The 12,421-nt window shown below is 71.1% G+C and carries 11 protein-coding genes and 1 tRNA gene; 9 read left to right on the plus strand and 3 right to left on the minus strand.

What is annotated here, in order from left to right:
• Window positions 1-190: 190 nt before the first annotated feature.
• The 4 genes from ACIRRU_RS26645 (at window position 191) to ACIRRU_RS26660 (ending at window position 4,532) form a co-directional block, all read left to right on the plus strand.
• On the plus strand, window positions 191-1,261 hold the full coding sequence (locus ACIRRU_RS26645) for a hypothetical protein (protein WP_403684545.1): 1,071 nt from the start codon (window positions 191-193) through the stop codon (window positions 1,259-1,261).
• Between the two features lie 115 nt (window positions 1,262-1,376).
• Window positions 1,377-3,539: a hypothetical protein gene (locus tag ACIRRU_RS26650; protein ID WP_403684548.1), complete on the plus strand. Its 2,163-nt coding sequence runs from the start codon at window positions 1,377-1,379 to the stop codon at window positions 3,537-3,539.
• 258 nt (window positions 3,540-3,797) lie between these two features.
• Window positions 3,798-3,992, plus strand: coding sequence for a hypothetical protein (locus ACIRRU_RS26655; RefSeq protein ID WP_403297151.1), 195 nt, complete (start codon window positions 3,798-3,800; stop codon window positions 3,990-3,992).
• A gap of 18 nt (window positions 3,993-4,010) precedes the next feature.
• On the plus strand, window positions 4,011-4,532 hold the full coding sequence (locus ACIRRU_RS26660) for a hypothetical protein (RefSeq protein ID WP_403684551.1): 522 nt from the start codon (window positions 4,011-4,013) through the stop codon (window positions 4,530-4,532).
• A gap of 162 nt (window positions 4,533-4,694) precedes the next feature.
• Here the strand turns inward: ACIRRU_RS26660 and ACIRRU_RS26665 are convergent, their stop codons facing one another.
• Complete coding sequence (locus tag ACIRRU_RS26665; RefSeq protein WP_403684552.1) at window positions 4,695-5,708, minus strand: hypothetical protein; 1,014 nt, start codon at window positions 5,706-5,708, stop codon at window positions 4,695-4,697.
• A gap of 172 nt (window positions 5,709-5,880) precedes the next feature.
• Between ACIRRU_RS26665 and ACIRRU_RS26670 the strand changes: the two genes are divergently transcribed.
• From ACIRRU_RS26670 to ACIRRU_RS26690, 5 genes are all read left to right on the plus strand, one after another.
• Window positions 5,881-6,795 carry a bifunctional DNA primase/polymerase gene (locus ACIRRU_RS26670; RefSeq protein ID WP_403684553.1) on the plus strand — a complete coding sequence of 305 codons (915 nt, stop codon included), beginning with the start codon at window positions 5,881-5,883 and terminating at the stop codon, window positions 6,793-6,795.
• Complete coding sequence (locus tag ACIRRU_RS26675; protein WP_403684556.1) at window positions 6,792-7,139, plus strand: hypothetical protein; 348 nt, start codon at window positions 6,792-6,794, stop codon at window positions 7,137-7,139. Before ACIRRU_RS26670 ends, ACIRRU_RS26675 begins: the two co-directional genes overlap by 4 nt.
• Window positions 7,136-8,296: a DUF3631 domain-containing protein gene (locus ACIRRU_RS26680; protein WP_403684558.1), complete on the plus strand. Its 1,161-nt coding sequence runs from the start codon at window positions 7,136-7,138 to the stop codon at window positions 8,294-8,296. Before ACIRRU_RS26675 ends, ACIRRU_RS26680 begins: the two co-directional genes overlap by 4 nt.
• A gap of 203 nt (window positions 8,297-8,499) precedes the next feature.
• Entirely contained in the window at window positions 8,500-8,685 is a 186-nt protein-coding gene (locus ACIRRU_RS26685; RefSeq protein ID WP_037878213.1) for an AlpA family transcriptional regulator, read from the plus strand.
• A gap of 60 nt (window positions 8,686-8,745) precedes the next feature.
• Window positions 8,746-10,149, plus strand: a complete 1,404-nt coding sequence (locus ACIRRU_RS26690; protein WP_403684560.1) for a tyrosine-type recombinase/integrase — start codon at window positions 8,746-8,748, stop codon at window positions 10,147-10,149.
• Between the two features lie 136 nt (window positions 10,150-10,285).
• On the opposite strand, the gene ACIRRU_RS26695 is transcribed toward ACIRRU_RS26690, so the two are convergent.
• A tRNA-Ser gene (locus ACIRRU_RS26695) sits at window positions 10,286-10,375 on the minus strand.
• Between the two features lie 86 nt (window positions 10,376-10,461).
• The gene (locus ACIRRU_RS26700) at window positions 10,462-12,258 is read right to left on the minus strand and encodes a S1C family serine protease (RefSeq protein WP_403684563.1); all 1,797 of its coding nucleotides are present in this window, start codon (window positions 12,256-12,258) and stop codon (window positions 10,462-10,464) included.
• Between the last annotated feature and the right edge of the window lie 163 nt (window positions 12,259-12,421).

Here is a 12,421-nt window from a genome sequence, read left to right on the forward strand (position 1 = left end):
GTCCAAGGACAAGGCGTCGGGTGGTGGCCGTGGTGGTGCGGGGCGGTCGACGGTCGGTGCGTGGACCCGGCGGGCCGCCCGGTCCGGGATGCGAACCCTCGCCAAGACCGTGGGTGCGGGGCGAACGGCCCGTGACTCCGCGGCTGGTCGTGCTCTGTCGGACCGTATCCGTTCCGGGCGCCGGAGCCTGGTGAAGAAGGGGATGGCGGGGGTGCGGTACGTGCTGCGCAGTGCGGCGGCGAAGGTCGCGGCCGGTGCGGTCGGCGCCCTCGCCGTGATCCCGGGGCTGGTGCTGCGGACCGGGGCCGCCGCGATGGGCGGTCTCCTGCGGCTGCTGCGCCTGGCCCCGCGCACCGGGGCCAAGTGGGGGATCTACTTCACCCGCTGGTCCCTCCACCTGGCCAAGAAGGTCCACACCCGGCTGATGACCAAGGCGAAGAAGCAGCTGGTCGCCGAGACCCGGCCGGACGTCCTGACCGAATTCGACGAGCCCGGCCACACCCGCCCCCTCACCGCGGACGACCCGTTCGGTGCCGACTACTTCGGAGGAAACCTCGTGTCCGTGTTCCAGACCGAGACCGAGGCCGTGCGCGAGGCGTACGCGGCCTACGACCCGCCGATGATGCTCGCCGTAGCCGCCGAGTACTGGGGCCTGCCCGAGGGCGTCACCTCGGTGGCCGAGGCGGTACGGCAGCTCGCGGTCAACACCGCCGACAAGTACCCCGCCGACGCGAAGATGGCCGACCAGGTCGCCGCGGTCTACGCCCTGCTCCACCAGGCCGCCCAGAAGGCCGCCGAGGTCGGCCCCCTCTTCGCGAAGGTCCACGAGAACGACCTGCGCCGCTTCGAGGAGCCGCGGCCGGGTGAGCACATGTGGAACATCCTGGAGCGCCGCCCGGACGGTGGGTTCGACCAGCGTGAGCCCTCCCGGTTCGTCGCGGTCGCCCAGGACGTCGCGCACGTCTACGCCCGCTACGAGCCCGGCCACATGAACCAGGTCGCCGCCGAGTACGAGGGCATCCCGGCCGGGATCGAGAACATCGCCGCCGCGGTCAGCCTGCTCCAGGTCCGCTCCAACGACCGCTACCCCGTCGACAAGGCAGTGGTGGACGCGATCACGGACGTCCACCAGATCCTCATGCAGGCCGCTTCCGCCGCGCAGGAGCTGATGCCGTCCTTCCGGCGTCTGCACGCCCCCGACATCGCCCGCCACGAAGCCCCCCGCAACGGCGAAGAGTCCGAAGCCATGTGGGACGTCTGACCACCTGAACCACCACCACACCCCGCTCAACGCGTGTGGGCCGTGCACCAGCCGGTGCACGGCCCACACGCCTCCCCCTGCCCTGCCCTGATCTGTGTTCGTCGAAGGAGCCTTGATGGCTGCCAAGCCCGCCGCTGCTCCGGTCCTGGACTGGAGCTGGAACCACACACCCGCAACGTCCGCCGCCCTGGTCGCCGGAGGCGCCTACGCGCTGGCCGCGACCGGGTCCGTCACCGGCCTGCCCCCCAGCCACGCCCTCATGGTCGCCGGGGCCGGGGCCGCCGCCCAGAGCCTGGCCGACCTGGTCCAGCACCGGCCCGCCGGCCACATCGTCGCCCGCTGCGCGGCCTGGCTCACCGCCGGAGGCTGGACCGCGTCCGCGCTGGCCGACCACACTCCCCTCACCTGGGGCATGACCGGCTGGTGGGCCGCCGGAACCGTGGCGGGCATGACCCTGGCCCGCGGCCTGGTCCGCGCCGAGGAGACCGCCCGCACCGAACGCCACCAGCGACGGTTGCAGAAGTGGGCCAACAAGCAGGCCGGTGAATGGCACGAGCGCCTGGAGCGCCTCTTCCGCCTGGAAGGCCACCAGGTCGACGGTGTCCGCCCCTGGAAGGGCGACGTCGGCTACACCGTCCTGGTCACCATGCCCTCCGACACCCCCGAACTCCCCGCCGACGCCGTACGCAAGCTCGCCGTCGACCTCCGCCTCCCCAAAGGGGGCGGCATCCAGATCCTCGACGGCGACACGTACGGGCAGACCCTGATCCGGGTCACCGCCGTCGACGTCCTCGCCCAGCAGATCGACCACCCCGACACCCCGCCGGACACCACCGTCACCAGCATCTACGACGGCATCCCCCTCGGCCTCAAGCCCGACGCCGAGGAAGCCCGCATCGCGGTCGTCGACGACTGCGTCCTGGTCGTCGGCCAGACCGGGTCCGGGAAGACCAACACCGTCAACGTGGCCAACGCCGGGGCCCTGCGCACCAACAACACCATTGTCATGCACATCGACGTCACCGGCGCCGGTATCAGCCTGCCCTGGCTCCACTCCTGGGCCGCCGAGGGAACCGCGGGGGTGCCGCTGATCGACTGGACCGCCGACACCGTCGAAGAAGCCCACATCCTGTGTGACACCGTCATCGCAGGGATCGGCGCCCGCAAGACCGGGCACCAGGACAGGCTCACCGAGGACGACAAACTCACCGTCACCCACGACCTGCCCGAAGTCCTCGTCGTCGTCGACGAGATCGCCGAACTCCCGCCCGCCCTGCTCCGCAAGCTGGACACCATCGTCAACACCGGCCGCGCCGTCCGCGTCCGCGTGCTGATCTGCGGACTGCGCGCCACCCAGGACGTCATCACCGCCGCCATGAAGAAGCAGTCCCGGGGCCGCGTCGGGATGCGCGTCTCCGACCCCGAGGAGCTCTCCCACCTGTTCCCGACCGGCGGGGCCCGCATCAACCCCAAGTCGGCCCCGTACAAGGGCTGCGGGTTCTACTCCTCACCCGACGCCGACGACGTCGTCTCCGACCCGACCGCGTTCAAGGCCTACCGGATCACCCCGAAGCAGATCCGGGCCCTGTCCGTCACCTACGCCGAGCGCCGGCCGAAGCTCGAAGACGTCTTTCTCGACACCGAGCCGGGCGAGTACTACGCCAGCCGGTGGGGCCGCATCCTGCCCCGCCTCTACAAGCCCACCCAACTCGCCCCCACCACCACCCCCTACACCAGCGGCGACACCCTCTACCCGCCGATCAACCCCCTCACCGGCATCCCCATCACCACCGCCACCGACCCCGAAGACGAGAACGCGCCCGCTCCCCGCGTCGTCGCCGCGGCCACGCAGGGAGCGGCCTGGCCCGAACCGACGGTCGGGAGCGATCTGCTGTCGACCATGCTCGCCGCCGCCCGCACCACCCCCACCCCGGCCACCACCACCGACGGGGACAACGCGACGGTCATCCGGGCCGACTTCGGCCGCGTCATCCAGCAGGCCGGGACTCCCGAAGACCGACCCAGCCCCGTCCCCCAACTCCTGGCCGAGGCGCACCAGCACGTCGTCGCCGCGGGCGGGCGGATGTGGAGCAGCGACCTCGCCGCCGCCCACGGCCTGGACCCCCGCGCCTTCGGCACCGAGCTCAACCGTCTGCTGCGTGACGTCGGTGTCGAGCGCCCCGGAGTCGGCACGGTCCGGATCGGCGACGAGTCCAAGAGCGGCTACCTCGCCGAGACCCTGGCCGAAGCCATCCAGTGCTACCGCAACACACAGTGACCCAGCCCGGCACCTGACCCACACAGCCGACCCACACAGGCCCACACGCCCCGACCCACACAGCCCGTGTGCGTCACACACGGGCGTGTAGGTCCCTGACCTGCCCGTGTGGGGCGTGTGCGTCACACACAACCCCCGCCGGAACAACCCCGGAACCCCCTCCCCCAAGAGGGTTCCGGGGCCTCTCAGCGGGCCGTGTGGCCCCACACCCCACACATCACTCCCGGTAACCAAAAAACTCACGTGAGGTCGCCCCATATGGCTCTGACCGTGTCCGCCGTCGTCCTTTTCCTGATCATCGTCCTGATCATGCTCCGCACCGGCTACCTCCGCTTCGGCGCCGCCCTCGCCGCCGCCCTGCTCGGCTTCTTCACCGCATCCACCGGCATCGCCCCCGCCATCAACCAGACGCTCAACAGCGTCATCACCGCCCTCGCCCAGCTCACCGCCTGACCAACCGAGGAGCCCCGCGTGAACACCGACACCACCTTCGCCCCCGCCCACCGGACCCCGGCCGTCACCGACCGCGCGCCCATCGACCCGGCCGAGGCACACGAACTGCTCTCCGACGAGCTGTACATGGCCCGCGTCTGGTCCCTCATCCGCCGCGAAGAGGAAACCCGCACCGGACAGACCACCCCGGCCCACCACCAGGCCACGCCCCCGGCGCCCGCCGCCCTCACCAACCCTGCCCGGCAGCAGGCCCCCGCCCCCACGGGGGTGCCCGGGTGGGTGTGGCAGTACAGCGCGCTTGCCCTGTCCACCGGCGGCTTCGTCGCCCTCGCCGGATACGGCATCGGCGCCGCCGCACCCGGCCTCGCCCACATCGACGACATCCTCGCCGCGCTCGGACAGGCCGTCATGACCATCGCCGTCCTCGCCGTCCTCGCGGCCCTCTTCCTCACCAGCCGCCGTGCCCGCCCGACCGGCCGCACCGGGACCACGGTCAACATCCGCAAGGCCGTCATCAAGCGCAGCCACTTCCACGGCTGAACCCCACCAAACGCCGAGAGCGGCCCCCTCACGCCAATGACCGGGGCCGCCCACATTCCACCCAACTGAACCGAGATCATCCGCAGGCACCCGCACCTGCGCGACGGGGACATCACCGGCAGCGCCGCCCGCATCAACTGAGGAGCAGCCCCGCTTCGTAGGTCAGGTGAGGGGCCAGCCGGCGAAGCCGTCTTCGGTCTGGTAGACCAGCGCGATGTTCTGCTCCGCAAGGAGCTCCTGCACGTCGGGGGTGGGGGCGGTGGGCAGCAGCACCGCGACGCGCAGGGTCTTGTTGTTCGGTACGCGCCGGCGGTAGTCGGCAAGCTGCCCGATGGCCATGCGGACGTTCGCCCGGGTCGTGAGCCCCTTGGCTTCGTACAGGGCGTGGTCGTTCACGTCGTACAGGTCGGGGGTGAGCGTCCCGGGTTCGCCCGCGATCGTGAACTGGAAGCTGTGGGTCTTATGTCCCGCCGCGGTCAGGTGCGCGATAAATGCCTTCACGAGCTCGCCCTCGCGCCGCTTCACCTTGCGCTGACCGGCCGGGATGTCCGCGACGGTCTCCGACGTGCTGTGCTGTTCGGTCTTCTTGACCTTCGCCCCGCTCTGCTTCGGCAGCACGATCGGCGCCGGCACCGTGACCGCGGGGTCGGTGATCTCCGTCGTCGTCTTCGTGGCCGGCGGCTGCTTGTCCGCCTCCGTCCACGCCGGCGTCGTGCCCGGCGCCGGGCGGAAGCGGAAGACCAACACGTCCCGCATCACCTTGTCCTTGCCGGGACCGCGGCGGACGACGTACGGGGTGATGGGGTCCAGCACCATCTGCCCGATGTAGCGCTGCCTCATCGCGCCGCCGGGCGACACCTCCCCGTGCGCGACGAACAGGTGAATCTCGCGGCCCTTCGCCTTCGCGGTCAGCAGAGAGCTGTTACGGCCGGTCGGGGTCTGTGGGCCGTTCGCGCCGGCACCGGTGTACAGGTAGAGCGGCCCGAACTCGTCGTCCTCGCCCCGCCCATCGAAGGTGTAGCCGTACTCCTCGCCCGCGGCCGGGTCGGAGTAGACGAACACCTTCTTCGCGGCCGAAGCCGGCTCGATTCCCTGGAACGTCCCGCAGCCAAAGGCTTCCGCGACGTCATCGCGCATCGTCACGAGGCCCGGCACAAGATCAGCGGTGGTCAGCATGCCAACGACCCTAGACCCCACCACTGACACCGCGCCTTCCCATTTCCCCAGGCCACACCCACCACGGGCCCCGCGGCCAACAGCTCACCGACACGCCGAGGGCGACCCCCTATCCGACCAAAGATCCGGGGCCGCCCTCGTTCCACCCAACTCAACAGTGGAGGCCACCAGCATGACCCACCCCGTCCCCATCCGACGAGAGGGCGCACACCTCTCCGCCGCCCTGGCCGCCGCCGAGCACGGCTGGCACCTCTTCCCGCTCCGCCCCGCGGACAAGCGCCCCGCCCTCCACGGCGAGGCCGCGTGCCCGCTGACCGGGGACTGCGCGGGCGGACACCGCAAGTGGGAGTACCGGGCCACCACCGACCCCGACCGCATCCGCCGCGCCTGGGCCGACCGGCCGTTCAACATCGGTATTGCCACCGGACCCTCCGGGTTGCTGGTCGTGGACCTGGACATGCCCAAGCGGAACAGCAGCACAGACACGCCTCCCGGCGTGACGACCTTCAAAGCGCTCTGCGAGCGCGCCGGGCAGCCCGTCCCCACCACCTACCGCACCCGGACCGCGTCCGGCGGACACCACCTGTACTTCACCACCCCACCCGGCACCCGGCTGGGCAACACCGCGGGCACCCTGGCACCCCTGGTGGACACCCGAGCATGGGGCGGATACGTCGTCGCTGCCGGTAGCGCGACACCGGGCGGCCGGTACGAGGTCATCGACCCGGCTCCCGTCGCACCGCTGCCCGACTGGCTACTCACCCTCCTCCAGCCCACACCCCGCCAGCCGGTCGGGCCGTTGGCCGTGCCGGTTGTCAGTGGCAGCCGCGCCGGTCGGGCCGCTCTGGAACGGGAGTGCCGGCGGGTTGTCGCGGCGCCGGAGAAGCAGGGCAACAACACGCTCAACCGCAGCGCGTTCAAGGTGGGGCGCTTCGTCGCGTGGGGCGACCTCGCCCGGCACGAGGTTGAGGAGGCCTTCCAAGGGGCGGGAGAGACGCGGGGACTCACCGCTGCCGAGTGCCGCGCCACGATCCGCAGCGCCCTGGACAGCTCCATTCGCACCGCCCGGCCCCGGGAAACGGCATGAGCACCCCGTACCGCCCCCGCTTGGAAGGCCATCCGCCCACTCCCCAGCTCAGACTCGCCAATCTGGCCCCCGCCGCATCCGGCAATGGTGCGCCGGAGGTCGTCGCCGAAGGCGTCCCCACTGTTGTTCGCCCTGACCAGCAGACCGGAGACGGCCGCCGTGCCGTCGCCTGGCTCACCATCACCGCACCCCGTGGCGCGACTCCGACCGTCACCAGCGTCTGCCAGTGCGGGCGCAACCTCTTCGCCGCAGGCCACCACCTGGCCCTCGCCCTGATCGAAGACCACACCCGCCACCGCGACCTCTGCCCGCTCCGCACCCCCCAGGAAGGCGCCGCCGCATGAACGCCACCCCCACCACACAGCCCGTCGACGGCGCCGCCCTCCTCAACGAGGTGGAGACCTTCCACCGCCGCTTCAACGCCTTCCCGACCGAGGCCGCCTACGTCGCCGTCGCCCTCTGGGACGCACACACCCACCTCCTCGACGCCTTCGACTCCACCCCGCGCATGGCCTTCCTCAGCCCCGAACCGGGCAGCGGCAAAACCCGCGCACTCGAAGTAATCAGCACCCTCGTGCCCCACCCCATGCACGCGGTCAACGCCTCCCCCGCCGCACTCTTCCGCGCGGTCGCTGACACCGCCGGGCGGCCCACCATCCTCTTCGACGAGATCGACACCGTCTTCGGCCCCAAAGCCAAGGACAACGAAGACCTGCGCGGCCTGCTGAATGCCGGACACCGCAGGAGCGGCGTCTCCTACCGGTGCGTCGGAGACGGCGGCAACCAGACGGTGGTCGCCTTCCCCTCCTACTGCGCCGTCGCCATGGGCGGACTCGGATCGCTCCCCGACACGATCCTGGCCCGCTCGGTCATCATCCGGATGCGCCGCAGGGCCCGCACCGAGACCGTGGAACCCTTCCGCGCCCGCATCCACGAGCCCCAGGGCCACGCCCTGCGCGACCAGCTCGCCACCTGGGCCGACCAGGTCCGCGACCAGATCGAGGGCGCCTGGCCCGAGATGCCCGACGGCATCACCGACCGGCCCGCCGACGTCTGGGAACCGCTCCTCGCCGTGGCCGACGCCGCGGGCGGCGACTGGCCCCAGCGTGCCCGCCAGGCGTGCGTCGACCTGGTCACCGCCGTCAACGAGGACGACCGCGCCTCGCTCGGAGTGAAGCTCCTCACCGACCTGCGCGACCACGTCTTCCCCGGCACCGACACCGTCTCCACCGTCGAGATGCTCCACATGCTCAACGCCATGGAGGAATCCCCCTGGGGCGACCTCGACGGCCAGCAGCTCACCGCACGAGCCCTGTCCAAGATGCTCAAGGAGTACGTCACCGCGAAGAACAAGCCCATCTCACCCCGCCCCCTCCGCATCGGCGGACAGGTCGTCAAGGGCTACCACCGAGACGACCTCACCGACGCCTGGAACCGGTACTGCCCCCCGCCTCCGGAAACCACGGTTACATCGGTTACACCCCTCACCCTGCCCGCCTGACCTGCGACGCAGCCGTAACCGATCCGGGGTGGTGTAACCGGTACACCCCGGTTACACCACCCCGGCCAACCCACCCCCTGTAACCGCAAGCCATCGGTTACACCCCACCCACCGGTTACAGAAAACAGGCCCCTGACCTGCGATGTAACCGACGTAACCGATGTAACCGACCCCATGAAGCCGAATGCCGAAGGAGTCGCACCGTGGCCCGCCCCCAGATGCTGAAGCTCCCCGAAGTCCTCGACGAACTCAACATGTCTCGCGCCGCCTTCTACCGCCTGCGCGCCCGGGGCCTCGCACCCAAGCTCATCAAGCTCCCCAACCACCAGGTGCGTGTACGTCGCGCCGACCTTGACGCCTGGCTCGCCAGGTACGAGGAAGCCGCCTGAGTCCGCACCAACCAGATCTGAGAGGGCCCGCCATGGCGGGCCCTCTCTTCATGGAGAGACATGCTCACCTTCGACGTCGTCATTTGGTCCATCCGGCAGCGCAAAGGCCGGCCGAAGCCCTGGGAGGTCCGCTGGCGCGTCGGAGCCGAGGGGCACTCGAAGAGCTTCACACTCAAACCGCAGGCTGACGGTCGGCGCTCCCAGCTCATGGCCGCTCTTCGAGCGGGGCAGCAGTTCGACGAGGAGACCGGGCTCCCCGAGAAGGAGCTTGCCGCCCTCGCGATGCCGACGTGGTTCGAGCACGCCAAGGCGTACGCGCTGATGAAGTGGCCCGGGGCGGCGGCGAAGCATCGAGCGAGCATCGCGGAATCCCTCGCGGTCGTGACGCCCGTCTTCACGACAGGCAGCGGCATCCGACCCGACGCCCGCGTCCTCCGTGCCGCTCTGTACCAGTGGGCGTTCCGAGCCGTGGACGGTCCGAAGGATCAGCTCGTCTCGCGCGCCGAAGCCCAAGAACCTCCCGACGAAGTTCGGAAGGCACTGGAGTGGGTTGGGCAACACTCGATGCGGGTGGACGAAGCCGCGAAGCCGGAGCACGTGCGAGCGGCGCTCACGGCCCTTTCCCGGCTCCTGAACGGGAAGCCTGCGGCGGAGAACACCGCCAACCGGAAGCGCATGGTGCTGAGCAACGCCTTCCGCTACGCGGTTGAGGAACGGGCCCTCCTCACCCGCCACCCGTTCCTGTCGGTGGACTGGGCCGCCCCGCAGACCTCGGACGAGGTCGATTTTCGGTGGGTGCCCGGCCCCCGACTCGCTCGCGCTCTGCTCGCCGCCGTGGCCGCGCAGGGAGAACGCGGTGAGCAACTGGAGGCGTTCTACGGAGCCGTCTACTACGTGGCGACACGCCCCGGCGAGGCCGCAGCACTGAAGGAAGCGGACTTCATCCTGCCGCCAGAGAGCGAGCCGGAAGCGTGGGGCGAAGTGCTGGTCTCGGAGAGCCACCCGGAAGTCGGGGGCGGCTGGACCGACAGCGGCAAGTCCCACGACGAGCGCGGCCTGAAGCACCGGGCTCGGAAGGCTGTACGCGCCGTTCCCGTCCCGCCGATATACGTACGCATGGTCCGCGCCCACATCGCGCGCTTCGGCGTCGCACCGGACGGCCGGTTGTTTCGGGCGGTGCGTGGCGGTCGTCTGACGTCGAACGAGTACTCCGAGGTCTGGAGCGAGGCGCGGAAGGCGGTGCTCAGCGAGCAGGAGCTTCGGACTGCGCTGGCAGAGGTCCCGTACTCCCTGCGGCATGCCGCGATCTCGCTGTGGATCAAATCCGGCATGGACCCGGTGGAAGCCGCCTACCGCGCCGGCCACAGTCTCGCGGTGCTCTACCGGTTCTACGCCAAGCTCCTCAAGGGCGGTTCGGCAGCGGCCAACCGCCTCGTTGAGCTGGGGCTTCGCGCCGAGGAGTAGGGCCGATCCTGGCCCACGTATGGCCCACACACCCTGGTCGGGATCGGGAATCAGGGGCGTGAGGTGAGACAAGGTGAGCACAGAGGGCGGGCCCCCATTTCGGAGACCCGCCCTCTGACCTGCTACTTCTCTCACCTGGCGGTGGGTGTGGGATTTGAACCCACGGTGACATCGCTGCCACGACGGTTTTCAAGACCGTTCCCTTAGGCCGCTCGGGCAACCCACCCCGCGTCGGCGGTCCCGGGGCTGTGCAGGCCGAGGGGCCGTCAGGCCCGGGTGGGGCCGGATCGACGCGTGGGACAGCCTAGCCGGTCAGCTGTCGCCCTCGCGCTGGCCCAGGGTGACGTCGGCCGTGGCCTCCTTGCCGTCCCGTTCGTAGGTGAGGGTCACCTTCTCGCCCGGCTTGCGGGTCCAGATCTCGCCGATCAGGGTGGGGCCGCTGTCGATCACCGTGTCGTTGAACTTGGTGATCACATCGCCCGACTTGAGGCCCGCCTTGGCGGCCGGGCCGTTCGGGGTGACCGCCGGGGTGCCGCCCGCGCCCTCGGCGGAGATGGCGGCGCCGCCGGTCTTCTCCTCCATCGTGACCGTCGCGCCGATCACCGGGTACACCGGCTTCCCGGTCTTGATCAGCTGCTCCGCGACGTTCTTCGCCTGGTTGACCGGGATCGCGAAGCCGAGGCCGATGGAGCCCGCCTGGGACTGGCCGAGGCCGCCGCCGGAGGACTGGATCGCGGAGTTGATGCCGATCACCGCGCCCGTCGCGTCCAGCAGCGGACCGCCGGAGTTGCCCGGGTTGATCGAGGCGTCCGTCTGGAGGGCGCTCATGTAGGAGTTCTTGTTGCTCTGGCCGTCCCCGGACGCCACCGGGCGGTTCTTGGCGCTGATGATGCCCGTGGTGACCGTGTTCGAGAGGCCGAAGGGCGCGCCGATCGCGATGGTCGAGTCGCCCACCGCGACGCTCTCCGAGTTGCCGAGAGGCAACGGCGCCAGGCCCGCCGGGGGGTTCTTGAGCTTCAGCACGGCCACGTCGTAGCCCTGGGCGCGGCCGACCACCTCGGCCGCGTACTTCTTGCCGTCGGAGAAGGTCGCCGACAGTTCGCCGGACTCCGCAGCGGAGGCCACCACGTGGTTGTTGGTGAGGATGTGGCCCTCCTTGTCGTACACGAAGCCGGTGCCCGTGCCGCCCTCGCCGCCGTCCCCCTGCGCGTCGATCGTGACCACGCTCGGGAGCGCCTTGGACGCCACCCCGGCCACCGTGCCCGCGGGGCGCTTCAGGTCCCTGGGGCTGTCCGACGCCGCGACGGTGGTCGAGCTGCCGGAGGAGCCGTTGTCGTTACGGTCGGCCGCGACGTAGCCGAGGGCCCCGCCGATGCCGCCCGCGACGAGCGCGGCCACCGCGACGGCCGCGACCAGCCCGCCGCCCCGGCGCTTGCCGCGCGCCGGTTCCGAGCCGGGCGGGACCGGGGCGCCCCAGACCGGTCCGTGGCCGCTCCCGCCGCCGATTGCGCCGGACGCGTGACCCGCCGCGGGACCGGCCGGGTGTCCGGACGCGTGGTGGGCCTCCCCGCCGGCGTACGCGGGGACGGCGGGCGGGGGCGGCGGCCAGGCGGCGGCGCCCGCGGGGGGCTCGGGCGCCGCGCCGTACGGGGAGTGCTGCGGCGGGTGGGAGGGCGGCGTGCCCTGGTGGTGCGGAGCACCCTGCGGCGCGCCCTGGTGCGTCGGGTCGTGGCGCGGCGCCTCCGCGTGCGCCGGGGGCGCGGGGTGCGCCGCGGGCGTGGACGGCGCGCCGTGAGAGCCGGGTGTGGTCTCGTCACCGGAACCGGACGCGAATCCGTCGCCGGGGGCCGCTACGGGACCGTCGCCGTGCACGGGCCTGTCGCCGGGCTCGGGGCCGTCTCCGTACGCCCCCGAGGCGCTCGGCGTGCGCGCCGTGGCGGCGTCCTGCGCGCCGGACGCGTCCTGGGGCGGAGCCGACGGGGACGGCGACGAGGGCGCCGCTCCGTCAGGGGCCGACCCGGGAGTGGCGGGCGGCATGGGAGGTGCGGGCGGAACAGACGGCACGGCCGGTACCGCGTTGCCCTCGGTGCCCTCGTTCTCGGTGCTCACAGCTCTTTGCTCCTCGGTTCCACTCGGCATCCAGTCGGTCTTCGGCAAGAAATCCGCTGTGCAGGTGTCTGCGGTCAGCTTTTCCCACAGCACGTCGGGTCACTGTAAGCAGGACCTGTGCATCCGCACACCAATCTTTACATCAGACAAAACAGACCTCCAG

Source organism: Streptomyces sp. NPDC101181, assembly GCF_044767975.1.
In the GTDB taxonomy this organism is placed as follows: Bacteria; Actinomycetota; Actinomycetes; order Streptomycetales; family Streptomycetaceae; genus Streptomyces.

Coding starts and splice junctions, on each gene's coding strand:
- ACIRRU_RS26680 (WP_403684558.1), top strand. CDS start 7,136: ATGAACGCCACCCCCACCACACAGCCCGTCGACGGCGCCGCCCTCCTC.
- ACIRRU_RS26665 (WP_403684552.1), bottom strand. CDS start 5,708: ATGCTGACCACCGCTGATCTTGTGCCGGGCCTCGTGACGATGCGCGAT.
- ACIRRU_RS26650 (WP_403684548.1), top strand. CDS start 1,377: ATGGCTGCCAAGCCCGCCGCTGCTCCGGTCCTGGACTGGAGCTGGAAC.
- ACIRRU_RS26675 (WP_403684556.1), top strand. CDS start 6,792: ATGAGCACCCCGTACCGCCCCCGCTTGGAAGGCCATCCGCCCACTCCC.
- ACIRRU_RS26655 (WP_403297151.1), top strand. CDS start 3,798: ATGGCTCTGACCGTGTCCGCCGTCGTCCTTTTCCTGATCATCGTCCTG.
- ACIRRU_RS26670 (WP_403684553.1), top strand. CDS start 5,881: ATGACCCACCCCGTCCCCATCCGACGAGAGGGCGCACACCTCTCCGCC.
- ACIRRU_RS26690 (WP_403684560.1), top strand. CDS start 8,746: ATGCTCACCTTCGACGTCGTCATTTGGTCCATCCGGCAGCGCAAAGGC.